14 protein-coding genes are annotated in these 18,036 nt (G+C 69.6%); 10 read left to right on the top strand and 4 right to left on the bottom strand.

Annotated features, from left to right (window positions below):
* Positions 1-37: 37 nt before the first annotated feature.
* The 4 genes from rfbB to ACT3SQ_RS07465 form a co-directional block, all read right to left on the bottom strand.
* Positions 38-1,042: a dTDP-glucose 4,6-dehydratase gene (gene rfbB / locus ACT3SQ_RS07480; protein WP_444601010.1), complete on the bottom strand. Its 1,005-nt coding sequence runs from the start codon at positions 1,040-1,042 to the stop codon at positions 38-40.
* Complete coding sequence (gene rfbA, locus ACT3SQ_RS07475) at positions 1,039-1,962, bottom strand: glucose-1-phosphate thymidylyltransferase RfbA (protein ID WP_444601009.1); 924 nt, start codon at positions 1,960-1,962, stop codon at positions 1,039-1,041. Before rfbA ends, rfbB begins: the two co-directional genes overlap by 4 nt.
* A 129-nt stretch (positions 1,963-2,091) precedes the next feature.
* Positions 2,092-4,494 carry a 5-methyltetrahydropteroyltriglutamate--homocysteine S-methyltransferase gene (gene metE, locus ACT3SQ_RS07470; protein ID WP_444601008.1) on the bottom strand — a complete coding sequence of 801 codons (2,403 nt, stop codon included), beginning with the start codon at positions 4,492-4,494 and terminating at the stop codon, positions 2,092-2,094.
* On the bottom strand, positions 4,491-5,429 hold the full coding sequence (locus ACT3SQ_RS07465) for a methylenetetrahydrofolate reductase (protein ID WP_444601007.1): 939 nt from the start codon (positions 5,427-5,429) through the stop codon (positions 4,491-4,493). The genes metE and ACT3SQ_RS07465 overlap by 4 nt, the downstream gene beginning before the upstream one ends.
* Before the next feature lie 253 nt (positions 5,430-5,682).
* Here ACT3SQ_RS07465 and ACT3SQ_RS07460 point away from each other — a divergent pair, with 253 nt between their 5' ends.
* The 10 genes from ACT3SQ_RS07460 (at position 5,683) to ACT3SQ_RS07415 (ending at position 18,009) form a co-directional block, all read left to right on the top strand.
* Positions 5,683-6,138 carry an adenylyltransferase/cytidyltransferase family protein gene (locus ACT3SQ_RS07460; RefSeq protein WP_444601006.1) on the top strand — a complete coding sequence of 152 codons (456 nt, stop codon included), beginning with the start codon at positions 5,683-5,685 and terminating at the stop codon, positions 6,136-6,138.
* 48 nt (positions 6,139-6,186) lie between these two features.
* Positions 6,187-6,717, top strand: coding sequence for a UDP-N-acetylglucosamine--LPS N-acetylglucosamine transferase (locus ACT3SQ_RS07455; protein WP_444601005.1), 531 nt, complete (start codon positions 6,187-6,189; stop codon positions 6,715-6,717).
* On the top strand, positions 6,714-7,286 hold the full coding sequence (locus ACT3SQ_RS07450) for a glycosyltransferase (RefSeq protein WP_444601004.1): 573 nt from the start codon (positions 6,714-6,716) through the stop codon (positions 7,284-7,286). The genes ACT3SQ_RS07455 and ACT3SQ_RS07450 overlap by 4 nt, the downstream gene beginning before the upstream one ends.
* A 105-nt stretch (positions 7,287-7,391) precedes the next feature.
* Entirely contained in the window at positions 7,392-8,132 is a 741-nt protein-coding gene (locus ACT3SQ_RS07445; protein WP_444601003.1) for a CDP-alcohol phosphatidyltransferase family protein, read from the top strand.
* On the top strand, positions 8,129-9,061 hold the full coding sequence (locus tag ACT3SQ_RS07440; RefSeq protein ID WP_444601002.1) for a glycosyltransferase family 2 protein: 933 nt from the start codon (positions 8,129-8,131) through the stop codon (positions 9,059-9,061). The genes ACT3SQ_RS07445 and ACT3SQ_RS07440 overlap by 4 nt, the downstream gene beginning before the upstream one ends.
* The gene (locus ACT3SQ_RS07435) at positions 9,058-9,798 is read left to right on the top strand and encodes a hypothetical protein (protein WP_444601001.1); all 741 of its coding nucleotides are present in this window, start codon (positions 9,058-9,060) and stop codon (positions 9,796-9,798) included. The genes ACT3SQ_RS07440 and ACT3SQ_RS07435 overlap by 4 nt, the downstream gene beginning before the upstream one ends.
* Before the next feature lie 14 nt (positions 9,799-9,812).
* Positions 9,813-14,246: a fibrinogen-like YCDxxxxGGGW domain-containing protein gene (locus ACT3SQ_RS07430; RefSeq protein ID WP_444601000.1), complete on the top strand. Its 4,434-nt coding sequence runs from the start codon at positions 9,813-9,815 to the stop codon at positions 14,244-14,246.
* A gap of 35 nt (positions 14,247-14,281) precedes the next feature.
* On the top strand, positions 14,282-15,562 hold the full coding sequence (locus tag ACT3SQ_RS07425) for an O-antigen ligase family protein (RefSeq protein ID WP_444600999.1): 1,281 nt from the start codon (positions 14,282-14,284) through the stop codon (positions 15,560-15,562).
* Positions 15,555-17,066 (top strand): lipopolysaccharide biosynthesis protein, encoded by a 1,512-nt coding sequence (locus tag ACT3SQ_RS07420; RefSeq protein ID WP_444600998.1) that lies wholly within the window; start codon positions 15,555-15,557, stop codon positions 17,064-17,066. Before ACT3SQ_RS07425 ends, ACT3SQ_RS07420 begins: the two co-directional genes overlap by 8 nt.
* Complete coding sequence (locus tag ACT3SQ_RS07415; protein ID WP_444600997.1) at positions 17,047-18,009, top strand: beta-1,6-N-acetylglucosaminyltransferase; 963 nt, start codon at positions 17,047-17,049, stop codon at positions 18,007-18,009. Before ACT3SQ_RS07420 ends, ACT3SQ_RS07415 begins: the two co-directional genes overlap by 20 nt.
* Positions 18,010-18,036: the final 27 nt, after the last annotated feature.

Genomic DNA, 18,036 nt, shown 5'->3' with positions numbered 1-18,036 from the left:
TCTCGGTCACGGGCTCGGACCGACGGGGCATCCGTGGTCACTGGCCGGCGAGCTGGTATTTCGCTTCAGTGGCTGCCTTCTGCGGTCGCCACCACTGTTCATTGTCGCGGTACCACAGGATGGTCGCCGCGAGGCCCGCCTCGAAGTCCCGGAACCGCGGGGACCAGTCCAGCTCCTCACGCAGTGCCGTGGCGTCGATCGCGTAGCGCAGGTCGTGGCCGGGGCGGTCGGTGACGTGGTCGTAGTCATCGCTCTCCCGGCCCATCATCTGCAGGATCAGCTCCACGACCTCCTTGTTGCTCTTCTCTCCGTCGGCCCCGATCAGGTACGTCCGGCCGATCTCCCCAGCGTCCAGGATCCGCAGCACCGCGCTGGAGTGGTCCTCGGCATGGATCCAGTCGCGCACGTTCAGCCCCGCGCCGTAGAGGCGGGGCCGGATCCCGTCGATCAGGTTCGTGATCTGGCGGGGAATGAACTTCTCCACGTGCTGGCGGGGGCCGTAGTTGTTCGAGCAGTTCGAGATCGTCGCCGCGACCCCGAACGAGCGCACCCACGCTCTCACCAGAAGATCCGACCCGGCCTTCGTCGCCGAATACGGACTCGACGGGTTGTACGGCGTGGACTCGGTGAAGCGCTGCGGGTCGTCCAGCGCCAGGTCGCCGTACACCTCGTCCGTCGAGATGTGGTGGAACCTGGTGCCGTGCCGTCGCACCGCCTCCAGCAGGGTGAAGGTGCCCACCAGGTTCGTCTGCAGGAACGGCGAGGGATCGGACAACGAGTTGTCGTTATGGGACTCCGCCGCGAAATGCACCACGGCATCGGCCGACGCCACCAGCGGATCCACCACCGCCGGATCGGCCACGTCCCCCACCACCAGCTGCACCCTCTGCGTCGGCAGATCGTCGAGAGAGGCTCGGTGACCGGCGTAGGTGAGCTTGTCCAGCACCGTCACGGTGTCATCGGTATGAGCCACGACGTGGTGCACGAAGGCGGAGCCGATGAAACCGGCACCGCCGGTGACCAGGAGCCGGCGGGCGGTCATGCCGATGCCCGCAGCGCCGCTGCCGAGGGGTGGAGGTGCAGCGGACGGTCCGCGATCTCGCGCTCGAGCGCGTCCAGCAGATAGCGGCCGTATCCGGACTTCATCAGCGGCAGTGCGCGCTCGCGGAGCTCGGCGTCGCTGAGGTAGCCCATGCGCCAGGCGACCTCTTCGGGAGCACCGATGGAGAGGCCCTGCCTCTGCTGCACGGTGCGGATGAAGTCGCCGGCGGCGGCGAGGTCGCCGAAGGTGCCGGTGTCCAGCCATGCCGTGCCGCGGGTGAGCACCTCGACGCTCAGGGCGCCGTCCTCGAGATAGCCGCGGTTCAGGTCGGTGATCTCCAGCTCGCCTCGGGCCGAGGGGGTCAGCGCCTTCGCGCGCTCCACGACCGTCTCGTCATAGAAGTACAGCCCCGGCACCGCGAGGTTGGACCGCGGGACCGTCGGCTTCTCCTCCAGGGAGAGGGCGCGGCCGTCCTCGCTCATCTCCACGACGCCGTAGGCGGTGGGGTCCTTCACCCAATAGCCGAAGACGGCGGCACCCTCGAGATCCTGGTGGCGTCGTAGCTGGGCCCCCATCCCCTGGCCGTAGAAGAGATTGTCGCCGAGCACCAGCGCGGCCTTCTGGCCGTCCAGGAACTCCTCACCGAGAGTGAACGCCTGGGCGAGGCCGTCAGGACTGTGCTGGACCGTGTACTGAAGGTTCACGCCGAAACGCTCTCCGTCGCCGAGCACCCGCCGGAAGGCGGCGCTGTCCTCCGGGGTGGTGATGACCAGGATGTCCCGGATCCCGGCGAGCATCAGTGTGCTCAGCGGGTAGTAGATCATCGGCTTGTCGTGAACCGGCATCAGCTGTTTGGAGACGCCGATCGTCAACGGGTGCAGTCGCGACCCCGTGCCGCCGGCCAGAATGATCCCTCGCATGACGTCAGTATGTCCGATTTGCCCGAAAAGGGGAAGGGGTCGACGGGCACGTCCGAAGGGGAGCTTCCCCCTCGCGCTGACAGGTCCGGCCGGCCCACCTGCGGCGGACCGGCCGGACCCGTCAGGAGCTCAGGCGCCGGCCGGGACCTCCGCGTCGGCGCGCACCTCGCGCACCGCCTGGACGAGGTGACGAAGACTGGCCTCGGTCTCGGAGTAGCCGCGGGTCTTCAGGCCGCAGTCAGGATTGACCCACAGCCGTTCAGGGCCCACCACGGCGCGTGCGCGGCGCAGCTGCTCGGCGATCTCTTCGGCGGCGGGGACGCGCGGGGAGTGGATGTCCCACACCCCGGGGCCGATGCCGCGGGGGAAGGCACCGGGGTCGATGGCTTCGAGGATCTCACCGCGCGAGCGGGCCGATTCGATCGAGGTGACATCCGCGTTCAGGGCGTCGATCGCGCCCACGACCACATTGAACTCGCTGTAGCAGAGGTGGGTGTGGATCTGCGTGGCGGTGTCCACACCGGAGGTCGCGAGGCGGAAGGAGCGCACGGACCAGTCGAGGTAGTCCGCGTGCTGCACCTCCCGCAGCGGGAGCAGCTCGCGCAGGGCGGGCTCGTCGACCTGGACGATGCTGATCCCGGCGGCCTCGAGGTCGGTGACCTCGTCGCGCAGGGCGAGGCCCACCTGGGCGGCGGTGTCCCCGAGGGGCTGGTCATCGCGCACGAAGGACCAGGCCAGGATGGTGACGGGGCCGGTGAGCATGCCCTTGACGGGGCGCGGGGTGAGCGACTGGGCGTAGGTCGCCCAGCCCACCGTGATGGGCGCGGGACGGTGCACGTCGCCGAACAGGATCGAGGGGCGGGTGCAGCGGGAGCCGTAGGACTGCACCCAGCCGTGCTCGGTGGTCGCGAAGCCCTCGAGGTTCTCGGCGAAGTACTGCACCATGTCGTTGCGCTCGGGCTCGCCGTGCACCAGGACGTCCAGCCCCAGCTCCTCCTGAAGGGTGATCACGCGCGCGATCTCCTCCTTCATGGCCTGCTCATAGCCGGCATCGTCCAGAGTGCCCTTGCGGTGGGCGGCACGGGCGGCACGCACCTCCCCCACCTGCGGGAAGGAACCGATGGTGGTGGTGGGCAGGTCCGGCAGGCCGAGGGCCTGACGCTGGGCCTCGGCCCGCTCCTCGTAGGCGACGCGCTCGGTGTCCGCGGACGTGACGGCGGCGGCGCGCTCGCGCACGGAGGGCACCTGCACGCCGTCGAAGGCGCGCGGCACGGAGCGCGGCCCATCGACCGCTCCGGGCTCGATGCCGCCGGCGGCGAGGGTGACGATCTCGATGATCTTCTCGTCGGCGAAGGCAAGGGTGGCCACGAGCTCGGCAGACAGCGAGGTCTCGAGCTCGAGCGTGTGCGGGACGTGCTGGAGGGACACGGAGGTCGACACGGAGATCGCGTCGGCCGCTCCCCCGGCCTCGGTGACGCGGCGGCGCAGCTCGGCCAGGCGGGCAGCGGCGGTGGGCAGCTCAGTGCGCCAGACGGAACGGCCCTCGATGAGCCCGGCGACCAGCTGCACGGTGTCGACGCCGTCGAGCTGGGCGACAGTGGGCAGCTCGCCCCGGGTGAGGTCGAGGTGCACGGCCTCGGCGCCGGTGGCCAGCAGCGTCGGCAGCAGATCACCGATCCCGCCGTACGGGGTCGTGACCAGCAGCTGCGGCCGATCGGCGCGGGCGGCGAGACGGCCGATCGAGCGCTGAAGCGCCTCGGCGAGCTCGGCCTGCGACAGTCGCTGGTCGGCGGTGAGGGCGGGCTCGTCGAGCTGCACCCACGGAGCTCCGGCCTCGGCGAGACGGGCGAGCAGCTCGGCGTACACGGCGACCACGTCATCGAGGCGGTCCAGCGGGTCGAAGCTCTCGGGGGCGCCATCCTGAGCCTTGGCGAGCAGCAGCAGGGTCAGCGGGCCCACCAGCACGGGGCGGGTGCCGGCGCCGTCCTCGAGGGACTCGGTGAACAAGTCGACGATGCGGGTGGAGGTGAGACGGAGCTCGGTCCCGGGACCGATCTCGGGGACCAGGTAGTGGTAGTTGGTGTCGAACCACTTCGTCATCTCCAGCGGCGACTGCTCGACGGTGCCTCGGGCGAGAGCGAAGAGTACATCATCGTCCGCCTTCGCCTGATCGCCGGCTCCATCGGCCGCGAGTACGGAGGCGAAGCGGTCGGGCACGATGCCCAGGGCGAGCGCGGCGTCGAGCACCTGGTCGTAGAGGGAGAAGCTCTCCGGGGCCGCGGCTGCGGCGTCCAGGCCCAGTTCGGCCAGGCGCGCGCGGGTGGCACGGCGCAGCTCGCGGGTACGGCGGGCGAACTCGGCATGGTCGATGCGGCCGGCCCAGTACGCCTCCTCAGCCTTCTTCAGCTCGCGGCCAGGACCGATCCGGGGGTAGCCGACGGGGGTGGCGGCGGGCAGGGCCGACGGGGCGGGGCGCACGGCGCCGGCTGCGGTGCCGCGGGCGACGGATCGAGGGGTGGGCTGCGTGGTCATCGGGGCTCTCCTTGGGAGGTGGTCCAGCGGTCGAGGTCGAGGTCGTCGAGCACGTCGAGGGCGTCGGCGTGCGAGTTGAAGGTGAACAGGTGCAGGCCGGGGGCGCCGGCGTCGAGCACCTGGCGTGCCAGGTCGACGGTGAAGCGCACGCCCAGCCGGCGGCGCTCGACGTCGTCAGCGGCGAGCTCCAGCTCATGGAGGAGCTCTCGGGGTGGTTCCACACCGCTCAGCTCCGCCAGACGCACCAGGCGCCGGGGATTCGTGGCGGGCACGAGGCCGGGCACGATCGGCAGGCGGATCCCGGCTGCGCGGGAGCGCTCGAGCAGACCGCGGTAGACGGCGGGATCGAAGAACACCTGGGTGATGGCGAAGTCCGCGCCGGCCCGCTCCTTGGCCACCAGCGCCTCGGTGTCGTGGCTGGTGGTGGGTGATTCGGGGTGGCGGTGCGGGTAGGCGGCCACGCCGATGCTCACCCGTCCGCCGGCGAGTCCAGCGGTGCGCTCGTGCTCGATGGTGCGGATCAGCTCCACCAGGGGGCGGGCGAAGGGGATCTCGTCGTCCTCGAGACGATGACCCGCGGGCTGGTCGCCACGCAGGGCGAGCAGCCCGCGCACACCGCGGTCCAGCAGCGCGTGGATGATCGTGGTCAGCTGCGCGCGGGTGGAGCCCACCGAGGTCAGGTGGACCAGAGGGCGCAGCGACGTCTCGGCCAGGACGTGCTCGGTGAGTTCGAGGACGCGGGCGAGATTGCCATGGCCGGCCCGGCTGGTCACCGAGACGTGATCGGGCGCAGTGGCCTCGAGCTGGGTGATGGTCTCGCGCAGCCGCTCGAAGGACACGTCCGATCGCGCAGGGAACAGCTCGTAGCTGAGCGCAGGGCGGTGGCGCGCAGGCGCGGTGCGCTCGAGCTCGGGCAGCGTGGTGGTGGCGGACATGGCCGGAAAGCTACGGGCGACGTCGGAGCGTGCGGAAGGAAAGTGAGCACCTATGAACGCGATGGACGTCGCTGTGGGCGTCACGACTCGGGCGTTCACGTGCTCGACGTGCGTCGTCACATGGTCCGGGCTGGCCTTGCAGCCAACCCATGACCAGAAATGTCCGATTTCTACCCTTTTGCCCTTTTGCCGGGTATGCTTCCGGAATGATCGGCACTTCAGCACCGCCGACGGGATGGACCGGGAGGTCACAATGCGAATCGGATACGCGGCGGGAGCGTTCGACCTCTTCCACGTGGGGCACCTGAACCTGCTCCGCCATGCGGCGCAGTACTGCGATCTGCTCATCGCCGGAGTGGTGAGCGACGAGATGCTGCGAGAGGTCAAGGGGATCGAATCCGTCATCCCCACCTCCGAGCGCGCAGAGATCGTCCGGAGCATGCGCTTCGTGGACCGGGTCCACGTCGAGACGACGCCCTCGAAGATGGACGCCTGGCGGGAGGTCGGCTTCACCCACTTCTTCAAGGGCGACGACTGGCGCGGAAGCCCGAAGGGCCTCCTGCTCGAAGAGCAGTTCGCCGAGGTGGGGGTCGAGGTCCAGTACCTCCCGTACACCATGCACACCTCCAGCACCGCGCTGCGGCGCGCGCTCGCCGCACTCACCCAGGGCGCGGCCCGCTCGGCCCCCGACACCGCGCACGCGCTCTGACGCGGACTCGACCACACCACCCCCTTGACCGAGAGGAACGCGATTCCCATGTACGAAGAGCCGACGCTCACGGCGACCTCCGCAGCCCCGTGCACTCCGGCAGCCCCAGAGAGCACCGACTCTCGACCGTCACGGATACTGCTCGTCGCCTCGACCGGCGGTCACCTCACCCAGCTCGTCGCCATGCGCCACTGGTGGGAAGATTTCGACCGCACCTGGGTCACCTTCGACAACCAGCACGCTGCAAGCGCTCTGGCCGGTGAGGACGTGATCCACGCCTACTCCCCCACGACGCGCAACATCCCCAATGCGATACGCAACATGCTCCTCGCACGCCGCGTCCTCAGCGAGCGCAGCCCGGACCTCGTGGTCTCCACGGGAGCCGGCGTGGCCGCCCCTTTCTTCGCCGTCGCCCACCTGCGCGGGATCCGGACGATGTACATCGAGGTCATCGACCGGATCGCCTCGCGCACACTCACCGGCCGAATGGTGTACCCCTTCGTGGACCAGTTCGCCGTCCAGTGGCCCGAGCAGGAGCGCCTCTACCCCGGTGCCGCAGTGATCGGACCGACGCTATGACCACCCAGATCTTCGTCAGCGTCGGCACCGACCACCATCCGTTCACGCGCCTGCTCGACTGGATCGACGAGTGGATGGAGGAGAGGACCCCCGGGAGCGTCGACGTGAATCTCGTCGTGCAGCACGGAGCCGCCCGCCCCTCGCGCCACGGCGTCAATCATGAGCTGCTCGGAACCGACGAGCTCCGCGCGCAGTACGACGCGGCCGATCTGGTGGTCTCGCAGGTGGGTCCCGGCACCATCGCCGATGCCAACCGCGCAGGGCGCCTGCCGATCGTGGTCCCTCGGGACCCGTCGCTCGGCGAGGTGGTCGACGACCACCAGGTGGCCTTCGGCGAGTTCATGACTGCCCGCGGTCGCTGCCGCAGCGTGCGCACCCGCGAGCAGTTCCGCACCGAGCTCGAGTCGCGTCTGCTCGCACCGCCTCCCGGGCTCGAAGACCTTCCCGCCTTCGCGCTCCCCGCGAGGACCGTGGCGACCCTGTCCGCGCTCTCGCGCACCGTCCTAGCCTCCCCTCGGCGCCATACCTCGGCGCGACGCCTGGTCACCGCCGTGCGGCGGACCGCGTGATCACGCCGCATCCCACGTACTGACCACTATCGGTTCCCGTACCGCGCTCCGACGACGAAGCCCAATACGGCCACCGCACCACCCGCTCCCAGCACGGAGACGCCCATGACCCCTCAGACCCTGACCATCCCTTCACCCAGACGACTGCCCATCGCCGAGTCCCTTCGCCTCCTCGACGCGGCACAGAAGCCCGGCATCGGTGTCCCGGCGTACACACGCTGGGTGAACCGGCGCGTCGCCCGCTACCTGTGCGCCATCGCCGAGCGTGTCGGCGCGACCCCATCGGCGGTCTCCGTCGTGAGCATCCTGGTCACGTTCTCCGGGCTCGCGGCTTTCCTCCTGCTCCAGCGGTCGCCGCTCCTCGCGGGCATCCTCGCCGCGGTCCTGCTCGCGCTCGGCTATGCACTGGACTCGGCCGATGGCCAGCTCGCACGGCTGCAGAAGACCTCCAGCCTGCAGGGCGAATGGCTCGACCACACCCTGGACGCCGTGCGGCTCCCCGCCGTGCACCTGACCATCGCCACCGGATTCCTCCTGCAGGGGCTCCCCCTGTTCGCTGTGGCCGCCGCCGCCTTCTCGGTGATCGCCTCGGCCGGCTTCCTGAGTCAGAACCTGGGCGGGCTGCTGCGCGATCGCTCTCAGACGGACCGCACCGTGACCCGTCGCCACCAGTCCTGGCTGCTGCTGCCCGCAGATCCCGGGGTCCTGTGCTGGGCCTTCGTGCTCTGGGCGGTGCTCCCACTCTTCGGCGCGGCATATCTCGCGCTTCTTGCCACCAATGCCCTGCACATCACTCTCTCCACCCGCCGTCGCTGGGCGGAGCTCGGCGAAGGAGCACGTTCATGAACACCATCGGCACCGCACCCTCTGTCACCGCAGTGATCGCGACCCACGGTCGCGGAGAGCTTCTGCGCCGCGCAATCCGCTCGATCGCCGCCCAGCGCTACGAGGGCCCACTGGAGATCCTCGTGGTCTTCGACCAGAGCGAGATCGATCCCCTGGAGGACGTCCGCCCCGAGCTCCCCCAGGACCTGACCCTCACGCTGCGGGAGAACACGCGCGCGGCGGGGCTCGCCGGCGCGCGGAACACGGGCATCGCCACGGCCGAGAGCGCCCTGATCGCGTTCTGCGATGACGACGACGAGTGGGCTCCCGACAAGCTCGCCGCCCAGGTGGCCTTCTGGGACGAACGGCCGGAGGCTGCGGTGATCGCCTCGGGGATCAGGATCGTCACGCTGGAAGGCACAGTCGACCGTCGCCCGCCGATGCTCACCACCCGCGCCGACCTGCTGCGCTCCCGGGTGGGTGAACTTCACCCCTCATCCTTCCTCTTCCGTCGCATGGACCTGCTCTCACTCCCCGGCGGCGTGGACGAGGCGATCCCGTTCGGTTACGGCGAGGACTACGACTTCCTGCTGCGTGTCACCGAGCTCGGGCCGATCGCGAGTGTCCCGGAGGATCTGGTCATAGTGCACTGGGATCGCGATTCCTACTTCGCCGGCCGCTGGGAGCGGATGGCGGAAGGTCTCAGCTATCTCGTCGCGAAGCATCCCGACCTCCTGCACGACAGCCGCAACGCCGCCCGCATGTGCGGGCAGGTCGCGTTCGCGTACGCCGCGGCCGGGGAGGGCGCTGAGGCCCGCAGCTGGACGCGTCGGACGCTCCGGCGCCGGCCGTTCGAGCCCCGAGCCTGGCTTGCGATGCTGACCATGACCCACCTGGTCTCCCCCCAGCAGACCATCGCAGCGCTGAACCGCCGGGGGCGAGGGATATGACGTCCCGCCGCCGCAGAGTCCTGGTCCTGCTGATCCTGCTCGCAGCCGCTCTGGTGGTCGCCGCCGTCGTGATCGGCGGCGGACGCCCCGAGTCCGATGCCCGAGACACGTCGGCCTTCGACCCCTCGGTGCCCACCAGCACCCAGACGCCCCCGCCAGCGGGCTCAGCCACGCCGACCGAGGATCCCACCGACGCTCCGACAGAGGACCCGTCCGGGAGCCCGTCTGACGCACCCACCGGTGCCGCCGATCCCTCGGACGCTCCCACCAGCACCGCCACCACCCCCTCAGCCCCCGATCTCACGCCCGAGGAGAAGACGGAGATCGGCTCCGAGACCTCCGAGGTGCTCGAGACGGTGATGATGGAGACCGCGCAGATCGATCCCGCGGCTTCCACCGATGTCGTCGGAGAGCTCTCGGACGTCGCTGCGCGGGGCTACCTCAGTGAGGTCGAGGCCGAGCGGCTCGAATTCGAGACGGAGGGATGGACGCGCGAAGGCTCGTACTCCTTCGGCGACGTCGAGGTCATCGATCACACATCCACGAGCGACGCGGAGGTCGCAACGGTCCGCGTCTGCGTCGATTCCTCGGCGCTCGTCACCCGTCGGGCCGATGGTGAAGTCATCGAGGCTTCATCATCGAGCGTCCGTGCCTGGAACATCTTCGTCCTCGAGCGATCCGACTCCGCCGACTGGCGACTCGTCGGCCGTACGTTCCCCGACGACCCCGCCTGTTGATCAGCAGAGGAATCATGATGATGTCAACGCTCACCGCAGCCTTGCAAGCAGTCCCCGTCCGCCGTGCGCTGCGCGCGCTGCTCGGGCTGCTGGTCTCCGTCGTCACGCTCCTCCCCCTGGTCGCTCTCGCCGACCAGGTCTCCGGAGCGCCGAACGACAGCGGCCATCGCGTCACGGACGCCGCGTTCGCGCCTGCTGCGGTGGGGTCGACCTCCACCGCACCGGAGCCCGACGGTCTCGGCGAGGGGACCGCGGCGGCCTCGTGCTGGGAGATCAAGCAGAAGGATCCCGCATCCCAGGACGGCATCTACTGGCTCGTCACCCCTGAGCTCGGCGCCCCGCAGCAGTTCTTCTGCGATCAGACCACCGACGGCGGCGGCTGGGTGCTCGTGGGCCGCGGCCGTGACTACTGGACCCAGAGCAACGAGGGGCGCCTGACGCCCTCGGACGTTGCACAGACGCCCACCGGGCCCTCTGCCTTCTCCCCCGCGCAGCTGTCCTCCGACACGATCGACGGTCTGCTGAACGACGGACGGGTCGACGCGCTGGCCGAGGGCGTGCGCCTGCGTCGCGCACGGACCACCGATGGCAGCACCTGGCAGGAGGTGCAGTTCCAGTACGGCACCCCGCGCGATGACTGGTCATGGCAGTTCGCGGGCTCGCAGTCGGTCAGCGACTGGTCGATGGATTCGGGCTCGGGCCGCGGCGGCACCACCGGGAGCTTCGGCTCCGACAACTCGTACCGCCGCGTGGACACCAACGTCGACGGAAATCGCGGCTGGGCGCGTGGCTTCTCTTACGGCCCCTCCGCCAGAGGCAGCTCGGACTCCGGCTCGTACGTCTGGGCCTCGTCCTCCAGCTCCGGATACCCCCGGCCGTTCACACAGGTCTTCCTGCGCCCCCGGCTGATGAGCCAGGACATCTTCACCGCCATCCCCGAAACCGGCCTTCCCGAGATCACCGGGGTCGCGACGGCGCAGAGCTACCCGATGACCTCGCCATGGGGCGTGAGCGGCCTCGGCGCTGCCGGCAGCGGCGAGCTGAACACGGAGGTCGCGGACTTCGCGGAGTCGAACGGCGTCATGTACGTGGGCGGCAACTTCCGGTACGTGCAGCGTGACGCCAACGGCTCCGGCCGGGTGGAGCAGAGCTACCTCGCAGCGTTCGACGTCGCCACCGGTGAATGGCTCCCGGGCTTCCGCCCCACCTTCGACAACCAGGTCAAGGCCCTCGCGGTGCTCCCTGACGGCCGGATCGCGGTCGGCGGCGCCTTCAGCACCGCGAACGGACAGTCGTCCCCATCGTTCGCTGTGGTCGATCCGGCCACCGGCGCTTCGGACCCGGCCGTGACGACCCGGGTCATCAACTACACCGGCGGGACGCCGCCGGCGATCCGCTCCATGGACGTGCAGGACGGCTACCTGTACCTCGGAGGTCGCTTCACGCACCTGACCGGCAGCGGTGTCACCTCCGAGGTCTATCAGCGCAACATCGGGCGGCTGAGCGCCACGACCCTCGCCCCAGTCCCGGGATGGGACCCGATGCTGGACGGCACGGTCGTGTCCGTGGACGCCTCCGCCCACGGCGACCAGGTCTACGCAGCGGGCTACTTCGGGCTGAGCAGGTGGACCGAGGTGACCGAGCGGGCGGGCGCCTTCACCGCCGATGACGCGACGGTCATCCCGTGGCACGTCGACTTCTCGAACCGCGACAACGGCCGCACCGGCTATCAGCAGGCGGTCAGAGAGGTCGGTGACCGGGTCTGGCTCGGCGGCTCCGAGCACATGCTGTTCAGCTACGACCGCCGCAACATGCAGGAGATGAGCACGAACATCGCGCAGAACGGCGGCGACTTCCAGGCGATCAGCCCCTATGGGGATGACGGCCTCGCCGCAGGCTGCCACTGCTCGGAGAACATCTACCAGGGTGCGCGCGACTGGCCGACCGTCAGGAGCTTCTCCCGGGTCGAGCACATCGAGCAGGCCGGGATCTGGAGGGCGTCTGACGGTGCCTTCGTACCCGAGTACAGCCCGCAGGTGAGCCTGCGGAGCGGTTACGGCGCCTGGGCGATCGAAGAGGCGTCCGACGGCGCCCTATGGGTGGGCGGCGATTACACCTACGCCCGGCTGCCCAACACGCAGAACTACTGGACCGGGGCGTTCATCCGATTCGCCCCCACCGATGCCTCCGCTCCAAGCACTCCTCAGGGTCTGACCGCCGCGAGCGCAGCCGGTGTCGACCAGCTGACCTGGGACGGGGTGTCCGACGGTACCTATGAGGTCCTGCGCGACGACCGGGTGGTGGCCGCCACCGCGACCACCTCACTGCAGCTTCCGACCATCAGCGGTGCGCGCTACTTCGTGCGTGCCGTGGACCAGGCGGGGAACCGCTCGACGACCAGCCATGCCGTCACCCCGGAGGTGGTGGATCCGGGCACGCTCCCGGTGGAGGTCGTTTCCGCGGGCTCGGCCTGGGCTCACTACTACGAGACCGACGCACCGTCCTCGACCTGGAAGGACGTCGCCTTCGACGACTCCACCTGGGCGAACAGCCCGGCACCCCTGGGCTGGGGCAGCAACGAGCTCGGCACCGAACTCACCGCCGCGGGCACCAAACCGCTGACCGCCTACTTCCGCCACTCGTTCACCCTCGACGACGCCACCCAGATCGCCGCACTAGAACTCACCACCAGAGCGGACGACGGGCTCGTGGTCTATGTCAACGGCACCGAGGTGGGCCGGTCGAACATGCCCGCCGGCACCGTCGGCCATGGCACCTACGCAACCGCCGCACCCCGCACCCCGGACGCGATCGCGAACCCCCTCACACTCACCGCACCCGGCAACCTGCTGGTCACCGGCGAGAACGTGATCACCGCCGAAGTTCACCTGAACTACCGCAGCACACCGACCCTCAGCTACGACCTCAGCGCCGTGCTGGTCCCCGGTGAACAGCCCGCTCCCGACCCGGATCCCGAGCCGAACCCAGTCCCGGACTCTCTGCTTCCGGCAGGCTCGACCTGGGCTCACTACTACGAGACCGACGCACCGTCCTCGACCTGGAAGGACGTCGCCTTCGACGACTCCACCTGGGCGAACAGCCCGGCACCCCTGGGCTGGGGCAGCAACGAGCTCGGCACCGAACTCACCGCCGCGGGCACCAAACCGCTGACCGCCTACTTCCGCCACTCGTTCACCCTCGACGACGCCACCCAGATCGCCGCACTAGAACTCACCACCAGAGCGGACGACGGGCTCGTGGTCTATGTCAACGGCACCGAGGTGGGCCGGTCGAACATGCCCGCCGGCACCGTCGGCCATGGCACCTACGCAACCGCCGCACCCCGCACCCCGGACGCGATCGCGAACCCCCTCACACTCACCGCACCCGGCAACCTGCTGGTCACCGGCGAGAACGTGATCACCGCCGAAGTTCACCTGAACTACCGCAGCACACCGACCCTCAGCTACGACCTCAGCGCCGTGCTGGTCCCCGGTGAACAGCCGCAGGCGCTCGCGCCGATCGCGGCGGCGGCCGACGGCGCCGGCACCGAGGACCTCGCGGCGGAGCCGGACACGGCCCCGGAGCCCGAGGCGGCAGCGGAGCCTGACAGCACCCCGGAGGCCGGCACTGCCCCAGACGCAGCGCCGGAGACGACGGAGGAGTCGACGGCCGGTGACTCGGACGGCACGACTCCTGCGGAGTCCGACTCCGCACCAAAGGAGTCCGATGCTGAGGCATCCGACGCGCACCCCGCCGCCGAAGAGGAAGCTCCGGCGCCGCCCGCTTCGCCCGACGAGGCCGACGCGGCCGACGAGAGCCAGAGCCCGGTATGCACCGTGGCCGCGACCGAGCCGGCTGGGGACGATGAGATCGGCTCCGAGGCGACCCCGGAGAAGCCCGAGAAGCCCGAGAATCCGGACGAGGTGATCGCACTGGGCGCCGACTGGGCCTACGACTGCGGCCCGCTGCCCGCCGAAGATTCCGAGGCGGACTGGACCTCCCCTGACCTCGACGACTCCGGCTGGCTCCTCGGAGCCGCGCCGCTGGGATGGGGCGATCCAGAGGACGAGCTGGGCACCGGACTCCTCTACGGAGACTCGACACCTCAGGTCGCCAGGTATCGGCACCGGTTCATGATCGACAGCCTCGACGGGGTGCAGTCCCTCGAGCTCACCGTTCCGGCGAACGCCACCTACGTTCTCCGCATCAATGGCGTCGACGCCGGCCGGGTGGATCTTCAGGAAGAGCCGCTCGATCCGGAGGCCTCGACGGACCCGACAGCCGACTCCTCAGGGATCACCGGAGTCCAGCAGACCCTCTCGATTCCTGTGTCCCTTCTGGTGGAGGGGGAGAACACGATCTCCGTGGAGGTGCTCGCAGAGACGGCACCCACCCCGGATCTCGCCTTCGATGCTCACGGCATCCTGGCGAAGGAGCCGCAGTGACGACCTCGGCGAGAACCGGACCTGGCATCCGCCCGATGCCCGCGGCCGCGGTGCAGACGGGAAGGCCGGGGCCCACCCTCCGCACGCCGTCCCGCCTGCCCGCATGGCCGCTGCTCGCCCTGATGTACGGGTTCCCGTTCTTCTGGGTGACCGGGACCAGCCTCTTCGCCCCGATCACTCTCGGTGCGATCATGGGGACCTTCCTGCTGCTGCGCGGCCAGGCGCGCACTGCACCGGGAGTGCTGTGCTGGTTCGCCTTCCTGGCCTGGGTCGCCGTGTGCGCGGTCTCTGTCACCGGGTTCATGCAGCTCGTCGGATTCGGCCAGCGCGCCGCAGACCTCCTCGCCGTCGGGATCGCGTTCGTCTACTACGTCAACGCCCGCGAGTCGATCTCGTTGGCCCACGTGCTCCGCGGCTTCACTGTCATCTGGGCGACGGTCGTAGTGCTCGGCCTCCTCGCCACCCAGTTCCCGGACTTCCGTCTCATCACCCCGCTCTCCCACGTCATCCCCGGATCGCTCCTGGGCAACGAGCTGGTGCGCGAGCTGGTCCTGCCGCGCCTCGCAGAGGTGCAGGATCCCTGGGGAGCCGAAGAGCCGTTCGTGCGCCCCGCCGCCCCGTTCCCCTACACGAACTCCTGGGGCATGGCGTACGCCCTGCTCACCCCCGTGATGGTCTTCGTCTGGACCCGTCTGCGCAGCTGGCCGGGACGCATCCTGCTCGCCGTCGCGCTGGTGGCCTCGATGTACCCGGCCGCTCAGACCAGCAACCGCGGAATGCTGATCGCCCTGGCGTTGTTCGCCGTGTTGATCGCGGGCCGCTTCGTGCTGGCCGGGAGCCTCCGCACCGGCATCACAGTGATCGGTCTGCTGGTGATCACCACGATCGGCGCGGCGGCCGGCGGCGTCTTCACCGCCATCGCCGAGCGCCAGGAGGTCTCCCACACCACCTCGGGCCGAGGCGCCATCTACGAGGCTACGTTCGAGAAGGTCCTGCAGTCGCCGATCGTCGGATGGGCGACGCCCGGGATGGACCCGACCATCGGCATCGCCCTCGGCACGCAGGGATACGCGTGGACCCTCCTGTACTCGTACGGGTTCATCGGGATCCTCCTCTTCTACATCTTCCTAGGCAGAGTGATCACCGCGTCGTGGCATCTCCGGACCCCCGAGTCTCACATGTTCCAGAGCCTCGTCGTCACCGTCGCGCTGACCATCTGGTTCTACGGCCTGGGTGTCACCCAGTGCCTGATCCTGCTCATGGCTGTGGCAGTGCTCAGCCGCGGCGTCACGGAAGGGGACGTCGCAGATGGTTGACGTGAGCGCGAGGCGCCGAGCGCCCGAGATGCGGCTGGGACGCGAGTCCGCCCTGACCTTCGGCGGCATCGTGGTCAATGCCGGGATCGCCTTTGTGGTGACGTGGCTGATCGCGCGCGGCCTCGGAGCCAGCGCCACGGGATCGTTCTTCCTCCTGACCTCGCTGTTCATGATCACGACCAGCGTCATCGGACTCGGTTCCGACACCGGACTGGTCCGTGCCCTCTCCCGCGCTCGAGCGATGGACGAGCCGAGCGAGCTGCGGCCGACGGTCGGAATCGCACTGCGGCCCGTGATCATCCTCGGGCTGTTCCTCACAGGGATTCTGCTCATGGCAGCCGATCCGCTCGCAGAATGGCTGGTCCCGGGCACGGATGCGGCACCGACTCTCCGGCTGCTGGCCCTGGCCCTGGCCCCCGCGGCGCTGACCGGGATCCTGCTGGCCGGCTCACGCGGCCTTGGCCGCATCCGCACGTACACCGTGGTGCAGAACCTGTTCGTGCCGATCAGCCGTCTGGCACTGGTCGCCGGGGCTGTGGCCGTGCTGGGCACCACGTGGTCCGTGGTCTGGGCCTGGGCGATCCCGCTGTTCCTCGCCGCCGCGATCGCGGCGTTCGCGCTCCGGACGCAGCTGCACGCCGAGGCCGGTCCCGCCATACCGCCCACAGCAGCCGAGCGCACCGTGCTCTCCAGGCGGTTCTGGAGCTTCTCGCTCCCCCGCGGCGGCTCCGTGATCCTCGAGCGCGCGCTCGACTGGGCGGACGTGCTTCTCGTCATCGCGCTGCTGGGGCCTCATGCCGGAGGCATCTACGGCGTGGTCACCAGGATCGTCCAGGCCGGCAACATGCTCGAAGCAGCACTGCGGATCGTGCTCGGCCCCCGGCTCAGCAGCGCGATCGCCAAGGAGGACCACGCGGGCGCGGACGGCCTGTACCGGCAAGTGACCCAGCTGCTGATCCTCGGATCCTGGCCCTTCTATCTCTCCGTCGCAGTCTTCGCGGACGTCCTCCTCGGACTCTTCGGTCCCGAGTTCACCCCGGGTGCGTGGGCGCTCGTGGTGCTCGCCTCGGCCATGGCGCTCAAGAACACGGCCGGGGCGTTGCAGACGGTCCTTCTGATGGCGGGACGCAGCACCTGGCAGCTGCGCAACAAGGCCATCCAGCTGGTCGTGCTGCTGGCGCTCGCGATGCTGCTCGTGCCGCTCTGGGGGTTGAACGGTGCCGCAGTCGCCTTCGCTCTCAGCATCGCCGTCGACACCCTCCTCGCCGGTTACCAAGTCCATCGCCTGCTCGGCTTCTCGACCCCGCTGCGCAGCATCGCCGTCTCCGCGGTGCTCCCCGTGCTGGTGGTGGTCGGCGGGTCGTTCGCGGTCCGGCTCCTCACCCCCGGTGCCGGCGCGTTGATCCAGCTGGCCGGGCTGGCGCTTGTCCTCCTCGTGTACGGGCTCGCCGTGCGCGTCGCCTACTCGAAAGGTGTGCTCCCCCATGACCGACACGATGCATGACCGCGCGGCTCGGCCGGCGATGCGATCTGCTTTCGCGATCACCAGTCATGCCGATCTGCCGCAGCTGGAGAGGCTGGTCCGCGCCCTCACCGATGGCGTCGACGACGTCCGTGTGTTCATCAGCCACGATGCCGCCGGAGTGCCCGGCGTCGAGCGCCTCGCCTCCGAGAAGTGCCGCGTCTTCCGGGATCCGGGCGGCCGCGGGGACTTCAGCGCCGTCGAACGCTTCCTCGCCCTGTTCGCCAGGATCGAAGCAGACGGCGGAGCGGAGTACTCCACCGTGCTCTCAGGAGCCGACTACCCTTCACGGCCCGTGCCGGAGTTCCTCGAGGCCCTGGACCGATCGGGCGACGGACTGCTGCACAACCACCGCGCGCTCGATCCCGCCCACAGCGACTGGACCCAGCACGAGGCGCGCCAGAGGTACCTCTACCGTTGGCGTCCCGTCGGCCTGCTGGGGGCGTCCGCCTCTCCCCGCTGGCATTGGCTCCACGCACTGAACTACGTCCAGCCCTTCGTGCGGCTGAACGTCTCCTACGGCCCGCTGCGGGTGGGCACCTGGCGCGGCCATCTGCCTGAAGGGCTGTCCTGCCACGGGGGCTCCTCGTGGTTCAGCCTCTCCCGCCGTGCCGTCCAGCACCTGCTGACGGTGCAGCGTACCCGAGCGGACGTCGTCGAGTGGGGGCGGACAAGCCTCGCCATCGACGAGTGCTTCATCCAGACGGTGCTGGTGAGCGAGAGCTCGTTCAGCTTCGTCAACCACAACGGTCGCTTCATCGAGTTCTCCGAGGAGGGGTTCGGGCACCCTCGCATCCTCACTGCCGACGACTACTCGCACATCGAGGAGTCCGGTGCGTACTTCGTCCGCAAGATCGATTCGAGCTCCTCGGCAGAGCTGCTCGACCGCCTCGACGCCCGACGCCTCCGCACCACATCGGTATGACGCACGCCGTACCGCCCATCGCTCTCC

Source organism: Brachybacterium sp. AOP42-C2-15 (genome assembly GCF_052377065.1).
In the GTDB taxonomy this organism is placed as follows: Bacteria; Actinomycetota; Actinomycetes; order Actinomycetales; family Dermabacteraceae; genus Brachybacterium.
This window is presented reverse-complemented; position numbering and strand designations above follow the sequence as displayed.

Coding starts and splice junctions, on each gene's coding strand:
- ACT3SQ_RS07435 (WP_444601001.1), top strand. CDS start 9,058: ATGACGTCCCGCCGCCGCAGAGTCCTGGTCCTGCTGATCCTGCTCGCA.
- ACT3SQ_RS07440 (WP_444601002.1), top strand. CDS start 8,129: ATGAACACCATCGGCACCGCACCCTCTGTCACCGCAGTGATCGCGACC.
- ACT3SQ_RS07455 (WP_444601005.1), top strand. CDS start 6,187: ATGTACGAAGAGCCGACGCTCACGGCGACCTCCGCAGCCCCGTGCACT.
- ACT3SQ_RS07415 (WP_444600997.1), top strand. CDS start 17,047: ATGACCGACACGATGCATGACCGCGCGGCTCGGCCGGCGATGCGATCT.
- rfbA (WP_444601009.1), bottom strand. CDS start 1,962: ATGCGAGGGATCATTCTGGCCGGCGGCACGGGGTCGCGACTGCACCCG.
- ACT3SQ_RS07420 (WP_444600998.1), top strand. CDS start 15,555: ATGGTTGACGTGAGCGCGAGGCGCCGAGCGCCCGAGATGCGGCTGGGA.
- ACT3SQ_RS07460 (WP_444601006.1), top strand. CDS start 5,683: ATGCGAATCGGATACGCGGCGGGAGCGTTCGACCTCTTCCACGTGGGG.
- ACT3SQ_RS07425 (WP_444600999.1), top strand. CDS start 14,282: ATGCCCGCGGCCGCGGTGCAGACGGGAAGGCCGGGGCCCACCCTCCGC.
- metE (WP_444601008.1), bottom strand. CDS start 4,494: ATGACCACGCAGCCCACCCCTCGATCCGTCGCCCGCGGCACCGCAGCC.
- ACT3SQ_RS07465 (WP_444601007.1), bottom strand. CDS start 5,429: ATGTCCGCCACCACCACGCTGCCCGAGCTCGAGCGCACCGCGCCTGCG.
- rfbB (WP_444601010.1), bottom strand. CDS start 1,042: ATGACCGCCCGCCGGCTCCTGGTCACCGGCGGTGCCGGTTTCATCGGC.
- ACT3SQ_RS07450 (WP_444601004.1), top strand. CDS start 6,714: ATGACCACCCAGATCTTCGTCAGCGTCGGCACCGACCACCATCCGTTC.
- ACT3SQ_RS07445 (WP_444601003.1), top strand. CDS start 7,392: ATGACCCCTCAGACCCTGACCATCCCTTCACCCAGACGACTGCCCATC.
- ACT3SQ_RS07430 (WP_444601000.1), top strand. CDS start 9,813: ATGATGATGTCAACGCTCACCGCAGCCTTGCAAGCAGTCCCCGTCCGC.